This window comes from Streptomyces hokutonensis, from assembly GCF_042751305.1.
GTDB lineage: Bacteria > Actinomycetota > Actinomycetes > Streptomycetales > Streptomycetaceae > Streptomyces > Streptomyces hokutonensis_A.
Genome location: NZ_JBHYWD010000001.1, coordinates 1,068,792 through 1,089,508 on the forward strand (window position 1 = coordinate 1,068,792; position 20,717 = coordinate 1,089,508).

Annotated in this window: 17 protein-coding genes and 2 pseudogenes; 9 read left to right on the top strand and 10 right to left on the bottom strand. The window is 69.3% G+C overall.

The genetic code is table 11. The features are described from left to right. Positions 1-16 precede the first annotated feature (16 nt). Positions 17-1,309 carry an MFS transporter gene (locus tag ACFXC1_RS04960; protein WP_381238812.1) on the bottom strand — a complete coding sequence of 431 codons (1,293 nt, stop codon included), beginning with the start codon at positions 1,307-1,309 and terminating at the stop codon, positions 17-19. 219 nt (positions 1,310-1,528) lie between these two features. On the opposite strand from ACFXC1_RS04960, the gene ACFXC1_RS04965 reads away from it, so the two are divergent. After that, positions 1,529-5,479: a glycosyl hydrolase gene (locus ACFXC1_RS04965; RefSeq protein ID WP_381238815.1), complete on the top strand. Its 3,951-nt coding sequence runs from the start codon at positions 1,529-1,531 to the stop codon at positions 5,477-5,479. On the opposite strand, the gene ACFXC1_RS04970 is transcribed toward ACFXC1_RS04965, so the two are convergent. After that, complete coding sequence (locus ACFXC1_RS04970; protein WP_381238817.1) at positions 5,462-6,487, bottom strand: LacI family DNA-binding transcriptional regulator; 1,026 nt, start codon at positions 6,485-6,487, stop codon at positions 5,462-5,464. The genes ACFXC1_RS04965 and ACFXC1_RS04970 overlap by 18 nt on opposite strands. 147 nt (positions 6,488-6,634) lie before the next feature. Between ACFXC1_RS04970 and ACFXC1_RS04975 the strand changes: the two genes are divergently transcribed. From ACFXC1_RS04975 to ACFXC1_RS04995, 5 genes and pseudogenes are all read left to right on the top strand, one after another. Beyond that, positions 6,635-7,321 carry a TetR/AcrR family transcriptional regulator gene (locus ACFXC1_RS04975; RefSeq protein ID WP_381238819.1) on the top strand — a complete coding sequence of 229 codons (687 nt, stop codon included), beginning with the start codon at positions 6,635-6,637 and terminating at the stop codon, positions 7,319-7,321. Between the two features lie 257 nt (positions 7,322-7,578). Next, positions 7,579-7,941, top strand: coding sequence for an Imm21 family immunity protein (locus tag ACFXC1_RS04980; RefSeq protein ID WP_381238822.1), 363 nt, complete (start codon positions 7,579-7,581; stop codon positions 7,939-7,941). A 197-nt stretch (positions 7,942-8,138) separates the two neighbouring features. After that, positions 8,139-8,975, top strand: a pseudogene (locus ACFXC1_RS04985) (IS5 family transposase). Continuing rightward, entirely contained in the window at positions 8,972-9,208 is a 237-nt protein-coding gene (locus tag ACFXC1_RS04990) for a hypothetical protein (protein ID WP_381238825.1), read from the top strand. Before ACFXC1_RS04985 ends, ACFXC1_RS04990 begins: the two are co-directional and overlap by 4 nt. A 9-nt stretch (positions 9,209-9,217) precedes the next feature. Further along, on the top strand, positions 9,218-9,394 hold the full coding sequence (locus ACFXC1_RS04995) for a hypothetical protein (RefSeq protein WP_381238828.1): 177 nt from the start codon (positions 9,218-9,220) through the stop codon (positions 9,392-9,394). Between the two features lie 62 nt (positions 9,395-9,456). On the opposite strand, the gene ACFXC1_RS05000 is transcribed toward ACFXC1_RS04995, so the two are convergent. Beyond that, positions 9,457-9,993, bottom strand: coding sequence for a P-loop NTPase family protein (locus ACFXC1_RS05000; protein WP_381238831.1), 537 nt, complete (start codon positions 9,991-9,993; stop codon positions 9,457-9,459). A gap of 444 nt (positions 9,994-10,437) precedes the next feature. On the opposite strand from ACFXC1_RS05000, the gene ACFXC1_RS05005 reads away from it, so the two are divergent. Next, positions 10,438-11,277 (top strand): IS5 family transposase, encoded by an 840-nt coding sequence (locus tag ACFXC1_RS05005; protein WP_381238834.1) that lies wholly within the window; start codon positions 10,438-10,440, stop codon positions 11,275-11,277. Between the two features lie 114 nt (positions 11,278-11,391). Here ACFXC1_RS05005 and ACFXC1_RS05010 read toward each other — a convergent pair whose 3' ends face one another. After that, positions 11,392-11,799, bottom strand: a complete 408-nt coding sequence (locus tag ACFXC1_RS05010) for a nuclear transport factor 2 family protein (protein ID WP_381238837.1) — start codon at positions 11,797-11,799, stop codon at positions 11,392-11,394. 115 nt (positions 11,800-11,914) lie between these two features. On the opposite strand from ACFXC1_RS05010, the gene ACFXC1_RS05015 reads away from it, so the two are divergent. Then, on the top strand, positions 11,915-12,874 hold the full coding sequence (locus ACFXC1_RS05015; protein WP_381238840.1) for an alpha/beta hydrolase family protein: 960 nt from the start codon (positions 11,915-11,917) through the stop codon (positions 12,872-12,874). 80 nt (positions 12,875-12,954) lie between these two features. Here the strand turns inward: ACFXC1_RS05015 and ACFXC1_RS05020 are convergent, their stop codons facing one another. The 6 genes and pseudogenes from ACFXC1_RS05020 to ACFXC1_RS05045 form a co-directional block, all read right to left on the bottom strand. Then, positions 12,955-14,442 (bottom strand): MFS transporter, encoded by a 1,488-nt coding sequence (locus tag ACFXC1_RS05020; RefSeq protein ID WP_381238842.1) that lies wholly within the window; start codon positions 14,440-14,442, stop codon positions 12,955-12,957. Between the two features lie 48 nt (positions 14,443-14,490). Continuing rightward, positions 14,491-14,868 (bottom strand): putative quinol monooxygenase, encoded by a 378-nt coding sequence (locus tag ACFXC1_RS05025; protein ID WP_381238845.1) that lies wholly within the window; start codon positions 14,866-14,868, stop codon positions 14,491-14,493. A gap of 3 nt (positions 14,869-14,871) precedes the next feature. Beyond that, positions 14,872-15,213: an MBL fold metallo-hydrolase gene (locus ACFXC1_RS05030; protein WP_381238848.1), complete on the bottom strand. Its 342-nt coding sequence runs from the start codon at positions 15,211-15,213 to the stop codon at positions 14,872-14,874. A gap of 113 nt (positions 15,214-15,326) precedes the next feature. Next, a pseudogene (locus ACFXC1_RS05035) lies at positions 15,327-15,632 on the bottom strand (MBL fold metallo-hydrolase); the annotation flags it as partial. Positions 15,633-15,676: 44 nt separating this feature from the next. Further along, positions 15,677-16,483 (bottom strand): alpha/beta fold hydrolase, encoded by an 807-nt coding sequence (locus tag ACFXC1_RS05040; protein WP_381238851.1) that lies wholly within the window; start codon positions 16,481-16,483, stop codon positions 15,677-15,679. A 42-nt stretch (positions 16,484-16,525) separates the two neighbouring features. Next, complete coding sequence (locus tag ACFXC1_RS05045) at positions 16,526-16,984, bottom strand: cupin domain-containing protein (RefSeq protein ID WP_381238854.1); 459 nt, start codon at positions 16,982-16,984, stop codon at positions 16,526-16,528. 515 nt (positions 16,985-17,499) lie between these two features. Between ACFXC1_RS05045 and ACFXC1_RS05050 the strand changes: the two genes are divergently transcribed. Beyond that, positions 17,500-20,706: a TIM-barrel domain-containing protein gene (locus tag ACFXC1_RS05050; RefSeq protein WP_381239466.1), complete on the top strand. Its 3,207-nt coding sequence runs from the start codon at positions 17,500-17,502 to the stop codon at positions 20,704-20,706. The last annotated feature ends 11 nt before the right edge of the window (positions 20,707-20,717 follow it).

A 20,717-nucleotide genomic window follows, 5' to 3' on the forward strand; every position in this document is an offset into this window, starting at 1 on the left:
GGGTTCCGGTGCGGACTCAGGTCCGGGCCACGCCGAGTCCCTCGACCCGGGCGGCCGTTGTCTCGGGGGAACGCCGGATGAGGACATGGATGACGTACACGCCCGCGACGCCCGACGCCGCCATGCAGAGAGTTATCGACCAGAGCAGGACCGAGGCGCTGTAGTCCATCAGGGCGGGCGTGACGAACGCGACGCCGGCGAAGACCCCGCGCGACAGGGCGTAGGTGAGGCCCTGCGTGGTGCCGCGGGTGTCCGGGGGCAGGGTCAGCTGCGACCACACCTTGTAACTGGCCTCCCCGGCAAAGGGGTTGGAGATCTGGTACAGCACGAAGAAGACGAGCATGCCGACCAGGGCACCGGCCGTGAGGGAGGCGATGCAGAAGGCGACGACCTGCACGACCGTGAAGACGTAGAAGAGCCGGTCGCGCCAGGGGGTGTCGGCGAGCCGGACGAAGACGAACGTCAGCACCAGCGCGATGGGCAGGAACGCCAGGTTGATCCCGGTGGCCAGGCTCTGCGAGGCACCGCTGACCGTGACCAGCAGGTAAGTGCCGAACTGGCCGAAGGTGTTGGCGCCGATGCCCCAGGTGACGTAGTAGACGAAGGTCGCGGCCATCGGCAGCAGCGTGGCGCGGTTGCAGATGTTCCTCAGCTCGATGCCGCGCGGCACGACCTCCTGCGGTACTTCCTCCTCGGCCGGCTCGTCGGGCAGTTCCAGCCGGGAGCGGAGCTGCCAGGTGACCAGTGCGGCGACGACCAGATGGCCGGTGATGAACCGCGCCCCGGTCAGGCCCGTGTCGGACAGGAGATAGCCGAGGAAGATCACGACGACGATGCCCAGCACCCACATGACCTGGGTGAAGGACACCAGCCGCGCCCGGCCCTCGGGGGGCGCGGCGTCCGAGACCACGGCCAGGGACGTCGGCAGGTCCGCACCGGCCGCCAGTCCCGCGACGAGCACGCCTACGAAGAGCACGATGTCGTTCGGCGCCAGCGTGATGACGATCGCGCCCACCGCGTAGCAGAGGATGTCCAGGTTGTAGACGCGGCGGCGCCCGAACAGGTCGGCGAGGCGTCCGCCGACGAGGGAGCCGACGGCGATGCAGCCGGTGACGATCGCGCTGATCGCCCCGGCCATCCACACGCCCATGTCGTAACTGTCGCGGTAGATGGCCAGGTTGACGGCGATGCTGACGATGAGCGCGGCGTCCAGGTAGGAGGCCATGCCCGAAAGGGCGGCGACCTTCCACAAGTGCTTCGGGATGGGCTGCTCCGGGTGGGCCTGGGCAGCGGGTAGGAATCGGCTCATGATGCGGCTCCTCACGGCTCCGGGGCCGGGGTCGCAGTGAATATAGGGTTCGGAAAACGTTCCAACAAGTCCCCTTGCGCCATTCGACGTGAAGAAGTGTCAGCCTTCTTCCCGCTCCCCGTCACCGGTGCCAACATTGCAGGTGGCAGACGACTGAGTCGACCTAAAACGTTTTTGATCCATGTGGGTGACCGAGCCGCACTCGGAAGGACCGCCGACGTGATCTCTCCCGCGCTCCAGCAGCTCTTCGACGCCCCGCCCCGCGACTTCGGCCCCACCCCGCTGTGGTGGTGGTCCGGCGCCAAGGTCACCCGCGAGCGTCTCGACTGGCAGCTGCGCAGATTCGCCGACGGCGGTGTCCACAACCTCGTGGTGATCAACCTGGCCCCGGCGGGCCCGAGTTTCGGCGCCCGGACCGACGACCCGCCGTGGTTCGGCGAGGAATGGTGGGACCGCTTCACGGACGCCTGCCGGATCGCCCGGGACATCGGCACCCGCCTGTGGTTCTACGACCAGATCGGCTTCTCCGGCGCCAACGTCCAAGGAGCCGTCACCCGATGGCACTTGGCCGCCACCGGCCGCGCACTGCGCTCCCGCCGGGCCACCGTCTCGGGCTGCACGGTCGCCCCGCACGGTGCCGAAACCATCGTCGCCGCCTACGACTTGACGGGCCGTCGGCTACAAGTGGCCCTCGACTCCGACACCTTCCGGATCACGGCCGCCGACGGCACGGACGTCCGGCTCGTCGTCGCCGTCCCCACCGCCTTCGACTACCTCTCCCCGCACGCCGGGGAACTGCTGCTGGACGCCGTGCACCACGGGTACGACCGCCGCGTCCCCGAGTACCTGGGCAACGTGATCGCGGGCAGCTTCCAGGACGAACTGCCCGCCACGAACTCCTGGAGCCCCGGCTTCCCCGAGGAGTTCCGCGCCCGCCGCGGCTACGACCTGCTCGACCACCTGCCGGCCCTGTTCGGCCCGGCGGACGCCCGCGCGTCGAAGATCCGCGGCGACTACTACGCCGTCCGCGCCGAACTCACCGAGGAGGCTCTCTTCAAGCCCCTCGCGGCCTGGCACGAGGAACGCGGCATGCTCATCGGGGCCGACCAGAGCAACCCCGCGCGAGCCGGATTCCCGGCCCAGTCGACACAGCTCTACACCGACTACTTCCGCACCCACCGTTGGTACGGCGCCGTCGGCAGCGACCACCACGGCGACTCCAAGGTCCACTCCTCCATGGCCCATCTCTACGGACACGAGCGCGTCTGGATCGAGGCGTTCCACTCCTCCGGCTGGGGCGGCACCCTCGCCGACACCTACGACTGGCTGCTGCCCTTCCTGCGCAGCGGCGCCAACCTGTACAACCCGCACGCCAGTTACTTCGGCACCGCGGGCGGCTGGTTCGAGTGGGCACCGCCGTCCACCGACTGGCGTCAGCCCTACTGGCAGCAGTACCCGGCGTTCGCCCGCGCCGTCGCCCGGATCTGCTCGATCATGTCCTGGGGCACCTACAGCGCCGACGTCGCGGTCCTCCACCCCACCGCCACCATGCAGGCCCTTCTCCCGCTCGACGCACCCGTCCACCACTTCGGCGACGGCCGCCTCGGCGACGACCACGCCGACGTCGACGAGACGCAGGAGCACTACCTCGGCCTGTGCGGCACGAACAACTGGCTCGGCCCGCGCGTCGGTTCACTGGACCGCCACCGCATCTCCTACGACATCATCGACGACGCCTCCGTGCAGCGCGCCACGGCCACCGAAGGCGCCCTGAGAGTAAGGGACTTGGCGTACCGCGCCGTTCTGCTGCCCTCGGCGGGCGTCCTGGAGGAGGAGACGGCACACCGGCTGACCCAACTCCTCGACGCGGGCGGCCGGGTGGTGGTCGTGGGCCGTCCGCCCGCGTCGGCCGCAGGACTGGCCGGCGACGACTCCGTGGTCGCCGCCCTACTGAAGCACCCGCGACTGGAGCGGGCGAGCGACGCGGAGGACGGCGCGGCGACGGTGGCGGACAACGCCGGACACGCGACCGGCGAGATGCCACTCCTCGTCAGGAGAAAGGGAGTCGAGGCGGTGGCCCTGGTGACGGGGGCCTTCCCCGACGCCCGCAAGCAGCCGGGAGACGCCGACCACGAGGCGGACCCCGCCCGTTACGCCCGCCACTCGACCGTCACCGTGCACGCCGAGGTCGCCGAGGCCGAGATCTGGAACCCTGCGACCGGCACCCGGCAGCGGGCGGACATCACGGTCCGGGACGGCCGCTCGACCATCGCGGTGCCACTGGAAGGCGCCCCCGCCGTCCTCGTGGTGTGGCGCGAAGGCACCCCGCAGACACCCCGGACGGCCACGCCGCCGCTGAGGCCGGAGCGGACGACCGACATCTCGGACGGCTGGGAAGGGCGCCTGGTCTCCACCATGGACAACACCTGGGGCGACCTGGCGCTCCCGGCGGGCTCGTCCGTCGCCGCACCGCAGATCTGGACCATGCGCTGGACCGAGACGGAGGGACCGGACGCCAACTGGCAACCCACACGGGCGACTTACGGCAACCTTGTCCGCGTCCTGTCTCCGACACCCGCCGCCCAGGCCCCCGAACCGCTGGACGGGCCCGACGTCGAACGAGTCCTCGCCGGTACCCTCCCCCTCACCCTGTCCGACGAGGACTGGCGGGTCTCGCTGTACTCGTCGAGCCGGGGGATCCCGGAACCGGATGGCCTGCTCGGCAACAAGGGGCTGGTGCCCGAGGAGTTCGTGCGCGTCCCCGTGCCCGGACCCGGCACGGTTGCCAGGGTCCGGGCGATCGCCGAGACGGACCACCGCGGACCCGCCGATCTGCATGTGGGCGCCGCGGCCGTCAAACGGGTGTGGTGGAATGGCGAACTCCTCGACACCACCACCGGATACCTCACCACCGCACGCGTGACGGTCGAACGGCCCCGCAACGTCCTCGAATACGAACTGGCCGATGCCCAGGACAGGCCGCTGCTGATCTCCGGCACCGCGGGCACCCCCCTGGGCAGCTACTTCTGCCTGACCCGCCCGGACGGATTCACCGCGCGCCCACAGTTCATGTGCCTGCCCGAGGACGTACGACCGCACGGCGGCGTCACCTATCGAGGCCGTCTGCACGCCTCTGGAGAGGCGGTACTCGTGGTGGGCGCCGCGGTGGGCGTCACCGTGCTCCTCGACGGGTCGGTCGTGGCACGCCAGGAGAAGGCGGAGTACTACGAGTCCGACTGGGGCGCCGTACCGATGTTCTTCCGCCACCAACTCGCCCTGGAAGAAGGCGAACACGTTCTGGAGGTGGTGGCCGACGCCGTGCACCCGAGCGAGGCGGTGTTCGTCGACTGCGTGGCCCGCACAGAGTCGGCGGTGAACTCTCTGACCAGTGGGGCCGGTTGGGAGGCCGAGACAGGGGAGTGGCACGGCCGGACCGTCGAACATGACGGCCGTTGGGGCGAGTTGCAGCACTGCTACGCGGCCGTACGACCGCACCCGTTGCCGGAGACCGAGTGGCTGAGCGGCGCACCGGTGCTCGGCACCGCCGTACTGCCCCTGCGGTCGACGGACACCGTCCGGCCCCGCGCGCAACGGTTCCGCTTCACCGTGCCGCCGGGCACCGTATCGCTGGATCTGCCGCTGGAGTTGGCTGCGATGGTGCGGGTCGGTGACGGTGGCCAGATGTCCCTCGACGGTGAATCGCTGACCTTGGATCAACCGCTGGCACAGGCAACGGAGTTGGAGATCGTCACCGAGCCCGCGGCGGCCCTGCGGGGAGGGTCCGCATGGCGCGGACCGGTGCGCGTCCGTACCGTGCCGGCGCGATATCCGCTGGGGGACTGGCAGTTGCTGGGGCTGGGCGGCTGGAGCGGTGGGGTGACGTACTCGCGGGAGGTGGCGGTGCCGGCCGGGGCGGACCCGGTGCTGGACCTCGGGCGGGTGCGCGGCAGCATGTCGGTGGCTCTCGACGGGGAGTGCGTCGGCGAGGCGTTCTGTCCCCCGTACCTGTTTCAACTCCCGGGCGCCGCAGGGCGGACGGTCCGTGTGGAGGTGACGGTCAACAACACCCTCGCCCCCTATCTGGCGGAAGCCACCCCCACCGCCTGGGCTTTCCCGTCCCAGTTCGCGTCGGGGCTGATGGGGCCCGTGACGCTACGAACTCGGGTCTGACGGGGGCAGCGTGGAGTCGCGCAGGACGAGGTCGGGGGCGAACACCCTTGTCTCGTGGGCGTGTTCGGCGCGGGCCTCCACCTCGTCGAGCAGCATCCCCACGGCTGCCCGGCCGAGCTCCTCGACCGGTTGCCGAACCGTCGTCAGGGTCGTCCCCACGAAGCTCGCTATGTCGAGGTCGCCGTAGCCGACCACCTGCACTTCCTCGGGTATGCGCACTCCACGCTCGCCCAGTCCCCGGCACAGCCCGGCGGCGAGGAAGTCGTTGGTGCAGAAGACGCCGTCGGGCAGTTCGTCGAGGCCACGGGCGATTTCCAGGCCGTACGCCACCGTCATCTCGTCGGCGACGATCTGGCGCAGCCGCGCCTCGCGCTGGGTGCGGACGGCCTGGCGCGCGCCCTGGTGGCGGTCCGCGCACTGTACGATCCCGCGCTCGCCGTTCACGACGAGGATGTCGCGCGCCCCGCGGTCCAGGAGGTGCTGTACGGCGATCCGGCCGCCGGCGATGTCGTCGACGGAGACGGAACAGCCGTCCTGGGACGGCAACGCGCGGTCCGCGAGCACGAGTGGGATGCCGCGTTCGCGCAGCCTGGTGAGCCGGGTGGGATCGGCGCCGAGCGGGACCACCACCGCGCCGACGGCCCGTTGCTCGATGAGCATCGTGAAGTAGCCCTGCTCCCGCTCGGGGTCGTCTCCGCTGTCGCAGAGCACGAGCGAGTAGCCGTGGTCGTAGGCCGCGCTGGCCGCGCCCCGCGCGATGCGTGAGTAGAAGGAGTTGGCAACGTCGGGCAGTACCAGCCCGATCGAGGAGGAGTGCCCCGTGCGCAGGCCGGCGGCTCCCGGATGCGGCACGTAGTCGAGGGCGGCGACGGCGTCACGGACCCGCTCGGCGGTGCGGGCGTTGACCCGCTCCGGCCGGTTCAGGACGTTCGACACCGTGGACACCGAGACTCCCGCGGCGGCCGCGACATCCTGGATACGGGCGGGGCGAACCTGGATGACGTCCACCCCCCTCGCTCTGACAGCCGCGCGACCAGGCACGACACGGTCCTCATGGGCGCGGAAAGTCTACCTCGACGGGTCTTGGAACGTTTTCCGCGGGTGCGGGACACCGAACGCAAACCCGGTCGTGATCAACGGAGCTAGCATGTCGGCATGGCTGAGGGTGCTGGGGCTGATGGTCCGACGGAGGGCGACCGCCCGCTGAGGCGCGATGCCGCCCTCAACCGGGAGAAGATCCTGCGCGCCGCGCGGGAGGTCTTCGGTCAGTACGGGCTGGGAGTCACGCTCGACGACGTGGCCCGGCACGCCGGCGTGGGGGTCGGCACCGTGTATCGGCGCTTCCCCGACAAGGACTCCCTCGTACGGGCCCTGTTCCAGCAGGATTTGGAGATCCGCCAGCAGTCCGCCGAGCGGGCGCTCGTCCATCCGGACCCGTGGCAGGGGTTCGTCGATTTCCTCACGGAGATGGGGGCCGATCTCGCCGAGAACCGTGGCCTGCACGAAGTGATCATGCTGGGCAGTCACAGTTCCGAGCCCCTGGAGACCGCGCGGGGCGGCATGCTCCCCTTTCTGGAGGCCTTGATCCGGCGGGCCCAGGAGAGCGGGGACCTGCGCCCGGAGATCACTCCCTCCGACATCCCGGTCATGGTGGAGATGCTGAGCGCCGCCAGTCGGTTCACCCAGGGCAGGCGGCCCGACATCTGGCGGCGCTGTATCGAGATCCTGCTGAACGGCGTCCGGCAGCGGCCCGACAACCTTCCCCTGACGACACCGAGCCTGGGCAACGAGACGGTGGAGCAGATGATGGGGCTGGTCCGGCCGGCCCCGACGGAGGAGTAGCAGGTCTGCCGTACGAACAGACCTGCCCTCCGTGTGGTCAGGAGGACGGTCCCCGGTCCTCGCCGCTGGGAGTCGCCGAACTCGGCGTCGTCAGAGGCAGGTTGACGAATGAGGCGGCCTGTGGGGAGCGTTCGATCGTGTAGACGCCCCCGGCCGGGTTCGCCGACTCCTGCGGGGTCGGGGCGACGGGGAAGTGGAAGTCCGCCGGCGGCTGGCTGTTGATGCTGATCTGAATGCGGTAACCGGCCGGAATCCTGGTGCAGTTGGACAGCAGAGAGACCAGCTGCTGTCTGCCGGAGCGCAGAGCCTTCCTGCAGTGGCTCGGAGCCACTTCCGAGGCCGGTCTGAGGGCGGCGGCGGAGGCGGTGCTCGCGGGACCCCGCCACCCCTTGGGAAGAGTGCGGCACACATGGGTGTCGGACGGCCCGGCCGTGCTCATGGACTCCGCCGAAGCGGGTGCCGACCTGGGCGTCGAGTATCCCGGTGGCGGGTTGCCCGCCGAGGCGCCGGTCCCGCTGTCCGCCGGCCGCTGGAGAGTGCGGGCCGTCCACATCAAGGCGGACGAGGAGAACCGGGTCGGCCTGGTCCACCTGCTGCCCGCCGAGGAGGTCTCCGCCTGAGGGGCCGGGCGCTATGGCGTGTCGCACCGTCTGCGTCAGGGGCGTCCGCGCAACAGTGTGCGCCGGGCGGTACGCCCTCACTTGCCCGCACTGAGAGTGCGGTATGTGAATTTTTTGACGGCTTTGTCGTCACCTGAACGAATGGGATTGCGGTATCCGGGCCGGTCGGTGGGCTCGGGCGTGCTGGGCTGAACACCGTGAGCGAGCGCAAGCCCTACAAGACCGACCTGTCCGACGAGCAGTGGGCGCTGGTCGAGCCGGTGATCGCCGCGTGGAAGGCCGCGCACCCCTCGGTCAGCGGTCAGCGGTCACCGGGGCCGGTACGAGATGCGGGAGATCGTCAACGCGCTGCTCTACCAGGGCCGCACTGGCTGCCAGTGGGACCTGCTTCCGCACGACCTGCCGCCGCGCGGCGCGGTGATGTACTACTTCACCAAGTGGCGCGATGACGGCACCGACCGGACCATCCACGACCTGTTGCGCTGGCAGGTGCGGGAGAAGGCGCGGCGGAAGGCGGACCCGAGCCTGGTGGTGCTCGACACCCAGAGCGTGCACGTGGCGGCCGGGGTGCCCGCGGAGTCGACGGGGTGTGATGCGGCAAAAAAGTACCGGGCCGCAAGCGCGGTCTGGCCGTTGACGTATTAGGTCTGGTGATCGCGGTGGTGGTGCTCGCTGCGTCCGTGTACGACAACGCTGCGGGCATCGCGTTGCTGGACCAGGTCGCCGCCGACACCGACACCGTTCAGAAGGCTCTGGTCGACCAGGGCTTCAAGAACGCCGTCGTCATGCACGGGCAGAAGGTGGGCATCAAGGTGGAGATCGTGGATCGCAACCCGGCCCGGACCGGGTTCGTGCCGATCCCCAAACGGTGGATCGTGGAGCGCGCCTACGGGATCTTGATGCTGCACCGCAGGCTGGTGCGCGACTACGAGCACCTGCCGCGCAGTTCGGAGTCGCGGGTGTACTGGGCGATGACCGCGGTGATACTGCGCCGGCTGACCGAGGCCGCCGCTCCGTCCTGGCGCAGCACATGACCGGCGGGGAGCTGACCCTCGGGGCGGTACTTGCGCGGCTGGAGGAGCAGGAACGGCAGATCGCCGGGCAGGCCGAGACGACCAGGGAGCAGATCGCGCAGCTGACCGCACGGCTGGACGAACTCAGCCAGGCCGCCGAGGAGGTCCGGATCACCCGCAAGACGTTGCTGGAACTGCCCGACCCGGCCTCGCCCGCGCCGCCAGCCCCGAAGCTGCCGGACCATCCGGCCTAGCAGCAGATCATGGCGGTGTTCGCCGCGGCCGATGCGCCGCTGAGGGCGCGGCAGGTGTGTGAGGCGATGGACCTGGAGATCGCACCCAACAACATCAACAACACCCGCCTGAAACTCAAGCGGCTGACTGAACGCAGAATCCTGGTCGAGACTGAGCAGGGCTTGTTCACCCAGCCGCGGCCGTAGCCGTCCGCCGACACCGTGGCCAGCCCGCTCGCCCCTCCCGAAAACGCGAAACGGACATCAACTTACGCACCGCCTCTCAGCTCCTGAACTGCATCGACCACGCTGTCCACCACCTCGGTCACCGGCTTGGATGCATCGATGATCGTCGCGCCGAGGCGTTCGTAGATCGCTCGCATCCGAGGATTCCACTTCAGGGCCGCTGCGAGCTCTTCGGGATGTTGACCGAATGCGTTCGTAGTGCGGGTCGCGAGCCGGTGACGGAGGTTGTCCTCGTCGATCACCAGGCACACGATGACGTCGAAAAGATCGCGGACGTCTGCCTCGTTCTCCGCCGACCCACACAAGAACGCGATGCGGAAACGAGACTCCTCGACGAGGGTCTCAACGCGCTCACGGACGATCGCCCACCCGTATCGATCGAGCCAGCCCCTGGGAACCGGATACGGAGGATCCATCACGACCTCGCCCTTAGCTCGGTCGATCCAGCGACTGAAGCCGTCCTCGTCGGCGTCGAGCGCAACGTAGCCACGTTCTCGCAACACCCCGCAGACCGTGGACTTACCAGCCCCTGAATTACCCGTCACCCACACCAATGTCACGCCGCCAGCGTAGACATGACCACTCCGGGCCAGCGACGCCATTGCCGCGATCAGGCCAGGTGTAGCTTCGACCGAGTGACTGCTCCGGCACAGCCTGCAGACGGCCAAAGCCCCAGCTCAGCTACCAATGCCACGTCCGCCAAGCACGCCATCGCGACCGGTCGCTCAGCCAGAGCTGCACCCAAGCCGAGACAGGCAATGACTCACATACCGCCGTCTGAGAGGGCGTTTATGCAGGTCAAGGCTGCTATGCGGCTTACGTGAGCGCCCCGCTTCGACATAGTTCGCCTTGTGAGTGCCGAATATCCCAGGAGCGGACGTGAGCCCGGGTGCCCGTCTCATCCGCTTCTACGCCCGGAAACCCGTCTGACGTGGAGACGCGGCAGAATCTCCCGCTCTTCTGCGGAGCAGAGCCTTCCGCCTCGATCGTGATCACGCTGTGCCGTGAGTGAGCGCAAGCCGTACCCCAGCGACCTGTCCGACGCCCGATGGGCCCTGATCGAGCCGACGTTGACGGCCTGGCGGAACGCCCGGCTCGAACGCCGACCCACCGGAAAGCCGGCCCAAGTCGACTCACGTGACGTGTTCAACGCAATCCTTTATCTCAACCGCACCGGAATCCCCTGGAAATACCTCCCGCACGACTTCCCCGGCCATGGCACCGTCTACTTCTACTACGCCGCCTGGCGCGACGAGGGAATCTTCGCCCAGCTCAACTACGACCTCGCCGCGCTCGCCCGCGTGAAGGAAGGCCGCAAGCCCGAGCCGACCGCCTCCGTCATCGACACCCAGAGCGTCAAGACCTCCACCAACGTGCCTCTGGCCAGCCAGGGAACCGATGCCGCGAAGAAGATCGTCGGCAGGAAACGGGGGATCCTGACCGACACGATCGGCCTCATCCTCGCCGTGACCGTCGCCGGTGCCGGCCTCTCCGAGAACGCCATGGGAATACGCCTCCTCGACCAAGCGAAACAGACCTACCCGACCATCGCGAAAAGCTGGGTCGACACCGGGTTCAAGAACGCAGTCGTCGAGCACGGCGCCACCCTCGGAATCGACGTCGAGGTCGTCAACAGAAACCCCGAGAAGCGCGGCTTTCATGTCGCGAAAAGGCGCTGGGTGGTAGAGCGCAGCATCGGATGGATCATGAGGCACCGTCGCCTCGCCCGCGACTACGAGACCCTTCCCGCCAGCTCCGAGGCCATGATCCACGTCGCCTCGATCGACAACCTCGCCAAGCGCATAACGGACGAGACCACCCCGACCTGGCGAGGAACTTACTAGGAGATAAGGGGCAATCTTCCCAGATCAAACGCCCTCTGAGAGGGAGGCGGATCGTTTCTCGCCGGCACAGCCCGCGGTCTCGTACCGCGAGGACGAGCCAGGCAAGCCCATCCATCACGGCGACCGCGGCTGTCGGTGCACGGCTTCGCCGACCTCCACCGGCGCGCCGCCCGCGTCTGGATCAACGACCGGCTGAACGCAACCGCCGATCACCACATCACCCAAGCCCTGGGCGACGGGGTCCAGGTGGAAGCTCGCCTGCGAGGCCCGGCCATCCTCGGTGCGGACGATGACGACACCCCTCATCAACTGGGGCGTTCTGCCGACAGGGGTGCCGGACATCTCCCACCCGCTCCAGATGACGTCGCCGTTCTCGACAACCTGCAGTACGCGCGCCTCGATGTCCGGCACACGGGCGAAGAGGCCGACCCATCCTTGCCAAACGGAACGATGTTCCGTATCGTCGTTCCGGAACGACGTTCCGCTTGTCTGCGACGGCAGAACACCGGACCGGCAGCCCATCCACCTTCCCGGCGTCGATACCCCGCCGGCACCTCTCTACCCGACACCGCGCAGCCGCTGACGTCCGGGGCCGCCGCGCCCGTCATGCGATGAGACCGAACGAAAGGCACTTCCCATGTACGACTCGAACACCGCCGACTCGAACACCGCCGACGCGGTCGGGGCCACTCGTGCGCCCGCCACGGTGGTATCCGCGAAGCCGGTCGTCCTGTCCGCCGGCCCGGGCCGGGGTGAGGATCTTCAAGTCCGCGTCTCCGCCCCCGCGACCGGCAGTGATCTGCCCGTCGTCGTCTTCTCGCACGGTTTCGGCTGGTCGATGGACGGCTATGCCCCGCTCGCGGACTTCTGGGCCGCTCATGGCTTCGTGGTCGTGCAGCCCACTCACCTCGACTCCAGGACACTGGCCATTCCGCACGAGGACCCCCGTTTCCCGCGGATCTGGCGCTTCCGTGTCGACGACCTCAAGCGGGTGCTCGACGATCTCGACCTGATCGAGGACTCCGTGCCGGGCCTCGGCGGGCGCATCGACCGCAGCCGTATCGCTGTGGCCGGCCACTCCTGGGGAGCCCAGACGGCGAGCACACTGCTGGGCGCGCGTGTCCTCGACCCGGACGGCGTGCCCGGCGAGGACATGTCCGATCCCCGCGTCAAGGCGGGTGTGCTGCTCGCACTGACCGGCCTCGGCGACCGACTGACCCCGTTCGCCGCCGAGAACCTCCCCTTCATGAAGCCGTCCTTCGACAACATGACCACAACGGCCCTCGTCGTCGCCGGTGACCACGACCAGTCCGCGCTGTCCACTCGCGGACCGGACTGGTTCACCGACCCTTACACCTACAGCCCGGGTACCAAGAGCCTGCTCACGCTGTTCGGAGCAGAGCACTCGCTCGGTGGCATCCCCGGCTACGAGGTCGCCGAGACGACGGACGAGAGCCCCGCGCGCGTCGCCCTCCTCCAGCGGCTCACCACGGCCTTCCTGCGCAGCGCCCTCTACCCCGGGGACACCAGTTGGAAGGCAGCGGCCACCGCGCTGGAAGAAGATCCCAACCCGTTGGGGGAGCTGCGGAGCAAGTGAGCGATCCGGCACCCGGACCCGAGCCGCACCAGACGGCGACGCACCTACCAGTGGCCCTCTCACACAGCCATGACTCGGCATCACGCCGGTGTGCCTCCGCGGACGCCGGGCGCGTTGTTCAAGGCGGTCGCGGGATCGGTCGGGAACCGTGCGGCGACCCGGGCGGCGGTGGCGGTGGCGCGGGGGGTGGTGGTCGCCAGGCCTATCAGCGCGATCAGCAGGCCGCATGCCGTGAGGATCCACCAGGCGGGATGGCTGGCGGCGGCGAATCCGGCCCGGCCCGGGGAGTGGATGCGCGCGGAGGCGATCGCGCCCAGCACGGCGACGCCGAGGTTGTTGCCGACCTGGCGCCCGGTGGTGGTGATCGCGGCGGAGACCCCGGCCTGGGCGCGTGGCATACCGGCCACGGCGGTGCTGGTGATCGGGGCGTTGACCAGGCCGAATCCGATGCCGAGGAGCACGTAGGCGATGAGCAGGACCGCCCATGGGGTGGTCGGTGTGAGCCTGGTCAGGGTCAGCGTCGCGGTGGCGATCAGCAGGCCCGCAGCGACGAGTGGCGGGCGTGGACCGCGCAGGGCGGTGAGGCGCCCGGACAGTGGTGAGGCGAGCGCGGTGCCGACGGCCAGCGGCATGGTCAGCAGGCCGGCGTGCAGTGCGCTGTAGCCGCGTACGTCCTGCAGATACAGCGTGTTGAGGAACAGGAAGCCGGACAGGACGAGGAACGCGGTGACGGCGGCGACGAAGGAGCCGGTGAACGGGACCGAGCGGAAGAACGCCGGGTCGACCAAGGGCTGCTCGCGGCGTCGTTCGTAGCGGGGCAGCGCCACGAGCGCGGCTGCCGACAGCGCGAACAGGGCGATGATGGGGGTGCTGCCGTAGCCCTGGTGGGAGCCCTCGATGATCGCGAAGATCAGCGAGGTCAGGATCGTGACGACCAGCAACTGGCCGACGGGGTCCGGTCGTCGTGCTGTCGCGGCCCTGGACTCGGGAACGAACACCGCGGTGAGCACCAGGGCGGCCAGCCCGATCGGGATGTTGATCCAGAAGATCGAGCGCCAGCCGGCCGAGGCGACAAGCAGGCCGCCGACCACCGGGCCGGCGGCCAGGGACAGGCCGACCGTGGTGCCCCACAGCCCGATCGCGCGGGCGCGCTCGCGGGGATCGGGGAAGGCATGGGTGATGATCGACAGGGCGACCGGGTTGAGCATGCTGGCGCCCAGCCCCTGGGTGACACGGAAAACGATCAGCCAGCCCAGGGTCGGAGCCAGGGAACAGGCCAGCGAGCCCACGGTGAACAGGGTCAGTCCGGCCTGGAACACCCGGCGCCGTCCGATCCGGTCGGCGGTCGATCCGGCGAGCATCATGAAGGCGGCGACGACCAGCGTGTAACCGTCCACGGTCCACTGCAGGCCGCTCACCGAGGCGCCCAGATCGTGGCCGACGGCGGGCAGCGCGACGTTCACGGCGGTGGTGTCCAGGGCGGTGATCAGCAGGCTCAGGCAGCACACGGCCAGAATCACACCCGCCCGCCGACGGCCGCCGTCGGCCAGGGACTTGTGCGTCGTCATGTCCATCCTCTCTGTGGGCGGTGGTGTGGGTGCCGAAGGAGTCGCCAACTACGGCTGGTCGATGGGGAGTTCGTTCAGCTGGACGAGGCTCTCCGGGCCGCCGGTGCTGAGCTCGGGTATGGCGGAGAGGAAGCGGCGGACGTGCTCGGTGCGGAGGTGGGCGTCGAACGCGGCGGCGTCGGTGTAGACCTCGTGGAGGTAGAAGCGGCCGGGGACATCACGCGCTTCGTAGGCGGTGAAGGTGACGCAGCCGGGTTCGCGGCGCACCTCGCGGACGAGTTCGACGATCCTCGCGCGGAAGCTGTCCTCCAGGCCGGGCCTGGAGTCCAGAACGGCGATCATCGGGCGGGGGTTCGGGTCCTCCGCGTCGACCCGGAGGCTGTCGTGGTCGAGGCTCGCGGTGAGGAAGTCCTCCGTGTCGGTCATGGTTCAGAGCTCGATCCTGATGCCGGGTTCGACGATGCGGACGCTGGTGTCGGGGGCCAGGTCGTGTGCCGCGTCCTGGTAGCGCAGCGGGTTCTTGTCGCTGTGGGTGATCAACCGGTCGCCGAGGAAGCCCTTGGTGAAGGCGTAGTGGTGGGGGACGGCCAGCTCGGGCTTGAGGACGGCGGTCAGTTCGGCCGCCTCGTCGGCGTTCATGACGACCTGCATGTTGTCGGCCGGCCGGATGTGCAGGCCGTCGGTGGGCAGCAGGGCGAGGGATATGTGCCCCAACCGCTCGGGGATCTCGGCCAGTTCGGGGATGAGCAGGGAGTCTCCGGCGAAGTACACCGCGTCGGAGCGGGCGCGCAGGACGAAGGTGACCTCGTAGACACCGTGCTTGGCCGGGGCCGCCGCGATGGTGACGCCGCGATGGTGACGCCGCCGACCTCGGCCTCCTGCCAGGGTTCGAGGGCCGTGACGTTCGTGAAGCCGTGCTTGCGTGCCGTCTCGACGACGGTCCCGGCGACGAACAGCGGGACTGTCCGGTCCCGGTACGCGGCGAAGGCGTCCAGGTCGCAGTGGTCGTAGTGCTCGTGGCTGATCAGTACGCCGTCGAGCCGGGGCAGGTCGGGGATGCGGATCGCGATCGGCTCGCCCTGGTGGTAGCCGGGCCGGGTACTGAACCACGGGTCCGTCAGGAAGGTGCGGCCGCCTATTTCGATCAGGTGGCAGCTGTGCGTGATGCGGGTGACCGCGGTCTTGGGCATGGCGGGGTCTCCGTGGCGGGCGGGGGTCGGCAGGTGGTCCCGGCTCAGCGGGCGAAGGCGGAGAAGTCCGTGTCGGCGCTGTCCCAGATCGCGTGGTCGACCTGGTCGGGGGTCTCCAGCTGCGGGGAGTGGCCGGTCCCGGGGAGCAGTTGGAACCGGGCCAGGGGGATCGCGGCGGCGTAGGCGCGTCCGTAGTCGACGTCGACGATCCCGTCGCTCTCGCCCCACAGCACGAGGGTGGGGATCTCCAGGGACCCGAGACGCCCGAGGAGCGTGGGGTCGGTCATGGCGGAGCCCGCGTAGACGGCGATCGCGGCCCGGTTGCCCGCGGCGATCGCCTGCGCCGCCGGGGGCAGGGTCGCGGGGTCGATACGGAAGGGCTCGGGATCGTGGAAGCTGAGCTCGAAGACCTGATCCATGGTCAGGGCGAAGAAGTCGGCCACCGGGTGGCCGGTCACCTCGATCCCGACCGCGTCGACAAGGACGATGCCGCTGACCCGGGGCGACTTCAGCAGTGCGATCTCGGCGGTGATCCAGCCGCCGATCGAGTTGCCGATGACGGTCACGTCGGTCAGGTCGAGCTGGACCAGCAGCGCGCCGTAGAGCGCGGCCAGGCCGGAGACGGAGGCCAATGACTCGGGTCGTACGGTGCCGCCGAAGCCCGGGTGGGTCGGGACCAGCACGCGCACGCCGTGAGCGGCGGCGAACTTCTCGGCGAACCCTGTCACCGACTGCGGGCCGGCTCCGCCGTGCAGCAGCAGGAACGGCTGTCCGGAGCCGTATGCGGCCACGGACACCTCGACCGGGCCGACTTCGCCGAGGCTGACGGTGTACTGAGTGGTTGTTCCCATGGCCTTCTCCTTGATAGCAAGTGCAGTTACAGGTGCGGGTGTTCAGGCGAAGTCGGTGGACGGTTCGGTGGAGTACCGGCTCATCGCCTCGACCGTCGCCTCGTCGGTGAGCGGCCGGCCGCCGGCGATCATGTCGCGCAGGTCCCGGAAGTAGTTGACGTACAGATCCGGGGTGAACGTGTTGAGCAGGACCGTGGTGCCGTCGGTCGGGTTGGCGAAGGTGTGCGGGGCGCCGGGCGGGATCATGACCAGCGTTCCGGCGGGCGCGTCGTACACGGTCTCGCCGACGGTGAACCTGGCCGCGCCGGAGACGACGTAGAAGCCCTCGTCGTGCCGGGCGTGCCGGTGCTGCGGCGGACCGTCGGTGTGCGGGGCGAGCGTGATCTCCCCGATGCCGAGGCGGTGATCGGTCGTGGTGCCGTCCTCGAGGATCCGCATCCGGGTCGGGCCGAGCTGGATCGACTCACCGTCGTCCGGACCGACCACTGAGACGTCCGTCATCTGATCCTCCAGGGAGAGAGACCGCTGTGTTCATTGGGGTTGACTCTCATGAAGTTAGACGGTCAGCTCTCTTTATGTAAGTGAACTCTCATTATGAGGGCATGCCTGTTTCGAGGCCGTGGCAAGCAGCCGGGTGCGGGGCGCAGAGCCGCTCGGAGCGGTCGGCCGCGAGGTCTCGCGCGGCCCGTTCGCCGCTGAAGTCGACCGAAGTCCTCGCCGCAAGGCTGAGCCGAACCGAGCGTCCGGACCACGCCTGCCCGCGGCTCCCGACGTCCGCCTCGGCGCACCCGCCCCACGCGTGCCGGGGCAGACCCGCTCGCGGCGGATGCCGACGGATATGAACGGCGGGGCTTGACAACGATGTCGGCCGACGGCAGGTTCCACCAGGCGTGCACGGCGACCGACGCACCCGCTTCAGGACGGAGCTGTCCATGAGAAGAAGATCAGCGTTACGCGCGACGCGCTTCCTGCGAAGACGTCTCACGGGCATCGCCCTGGTGAGCAGCCTGGCGGCCATGACACTGACCGGTACGGCACGGGCGTCGGCGGACGCGCCGGCCAACCACCGCACCGCGTCGGTGACTTCAGGCAACGCGCGCTTCCAGGTCCTGTCCCCGACCCTGATACGCACCGAGTACGCGCAGGACGGGAAGTTCACCGACAGCGCGACGTTCAACGCGATCGGCCGCACCGCGTTCGCGCCGGCCTCGTACACCTCCAGCACGTCCGACGGCTGGCTGACCATCAGCACGAGCGCGCTCACCCTGCGATACCAGGTGGGTTCCGGGCCCTTCGACGCCCAGAACCTCTCAGTGCGCCTGTCGGCCGGCGGGTCGTCCGTCGACGCCACGCCGTGGCAGCGACTCACCTGCGGCCCGGGTGCCCTGTGCGAGGCCGAGCAACTGCCGCACAGCGGGCCCGGCGTGGCCTCGGACCACTCCGGTTACACCGGCTCCGGATTCCTGGCAGGCTTCGAGGGGACGGGCGACTCCCTGTCGGCCGACGTCGATGTCGCCACGTCGGGGACGTACCGGTTCGACATCCGCTACGCCAACTCCCTCGGCGGCGACGGCCAGAACACGGCGCGCACGCTCACCCTGTCGGTGGACGGCGGCGCGAGCCGGCCGGTGAGCCTGCCCGTCACCGCGAACTGGAACACCTGGGGTCTCGCGAGCAGCGCGGTGCAACTCGGCGCAGGCCACCACACCGTCACGCTGGCCAGGACCGCCGCGGACTCCGGCGACGTCAACATCGACAGCGTGGCCCTGGTCGACGAGGGCGACGGCTATCCGCCGACGTCGACAACCGCGATCACCGGCTGCGCGTTCGGGGCCAACTGCGAGGCCGAGGCCGACCGCGCCTCCGGTTCGGCGATCACGGCCACCGACCACACCGGCTACTCCGGCAGCGGCTTCCGTGCCGAACTGAACCAGGGGGCAGGCCTGTTGACCCACGTGGTCGGCGTACCTGCCGACGGCACCTACGCGTTGCAGGTCCGCTACGCCAACGCCACCGGCAGTGACGGACTCAACCAGACGCGTACAGCGACGGTGTCCTCCGGCGGCACCACGGGGACCCTGTCGCTGCCCGTCACCGGCAACTGGGACACCTGGAAGACCACCTCTGTTCCGGTCGCCCTCAAGGCCGGAGCGAACGACATCTCCGTCGGCTGTCCGGACGCGGCGAGCTGCCACATCAACCTCGACACGGTCTCAGTCACCGCCGCCAACTCACCGCCCCCGCAACCGCACTTGGCGCTCGGCGGCTACCGCCGCAGCCTCGACGGCTTCAACGGCGACAACGGCACACCGGCCACCACGCCCGGCCTGCTCTACAAGGACGGCTGGTACCTGCTCGACGACACCGTCTCGGCCCTCTATGACACCGGCACTCGCCAGGTCACCCCACGCCTGTCCCACGGTGGCACGCCGTACCAGGACGGCTATGTCTTCGGCTACGGCCACGACTACAAGCGAGCCCTGTCCGACCTGGCCACCCTCACCGGGCCGCCCCAACTCCTTCCCCAATGGGCCTACGGCGTCTGGTACTCGGAGTACATCGACCGCACCGCCGCCGACTACGAGAACAGGATCCTGCCCGCGTTCCGCGCCGAAGGTGTGCCCCTGGACGTCCTGGTGACCGACACCGACTTCAAGTCGCCCAACACCTGGAGCGGTTGGGAGATCGACACGTCCAAGTTCCCTGATCCGAAAGGGTTCTTCGACTGGTCCGCCGCCCAGGGACTGCACAACACCCTCAACGTCCATCCGAGCATCCTCAGCGGCGACCCGCAGTTCGCCCAGGCCCAGGCGACCGCCAAGGGCAAGCTGCACAAGGGCGGTTGCGCCCCTTCCGCGAACAGCGGCCCGGGGGACTGCTACACCTTCGACTGGGGCGATCCCGACCAGCTGAAGGCGTACATGGACCTGCACCAGACCATGGACCGGCAGGGCAACGACTTCTGGTGGCCGGACTGGTGCTGCGACAACTCCCAGTCCTCGCTGCCCGGCGTCACGCCCGACGCGTGGATCAACCAGCAGTACGCCACTGACGCCGACAAAACCGTCGGCCGAGGCTTCGTCGTCTCGCGTGCCTACGGCTCCCTCCAGGCGGGCGGCTACAGCGGCCAGCAGGGTTTGCCGACCGGACCGTGGGCCGACAAGCGCACCACCGTCCACTTCACCGGCGACACCTCCTCCACCTGGGGCACCCTGAAGGCGGAGGTCGGCTACACCCCCGGCGAAGCGGCGGCCACCGGCCTCTCGGCGATCAGTCACGACATCGGCGGCCACAACGACACCACGAACCTGACCGGTTCGGAGACCTACACCTCCGACGGCACGACCCACACCACGCACAAACTTCCCGACGACATGTACGCCCGCTGGGTCCAGCTAGGCACCTTCCAGCCCGTCGACCGCCTGCACAGCAACCACAGCGACCGCCTGCCCTGGCAGTACGGCACCGCGGCCCGCGCCTCGGCGGACAAGTTCCTCAACCTGCGCGAGAACCTGGTGCCTTACACCTACTCACTCGCCCAGCAGGCCAACGCGACGGGCGTCCCCGTCACCCGCGCGACCTACCTGGAATACCCCAACGAGCCGCAGGCGTACGCCACTTCGGGCAGCGAGTACTTCTACGGCCCCGACCTGCTCGTTGCCCCCGTCACCACACCCGGCACCACGGCCACGACCTCGGTGTGGTTCCCGCCCGGCACTCAGTGGACCGACTACTTCACCGGACAGACCTACGCCGGCGGCACCACCCAGAACATCACCTCCGGCCTCGACACCATGCCGGTGTTCGTCAAGGCGGGCTCCGCCGTCCCGACCCGCACCAAAAACGTCACCAGCGACGACAAGGCCCCGCTGACCAAGGTCACACTCACCGTCGCCGCGGGCGCGTCCGGCTCCTCCTCCCTCTACGAGGACGACGGAACCACCACCGGGCGCGGCCACACGGCCACCACGAAGATCCGGTACCGGGAGAACGGCGCCCGGCGCACGCTGACGATCAGTCCCACCACCGGGACCTTCCACGGCCAGGTCGGAACCCGGCAGTGGACCGTCTCCCTGCTCGGCGTCACCGCCCCGAACACCGTGCGCGTAGGAGGGTTCCAACTGTCCCCCGACAACTACCACTTCGACCGAACGACCCGCACACTGACGCTCACGCTGCCGCCGCGCAGCCGGCACGCGGCGATCACCGTGACGTGCAGTTGATCACTGCGAGG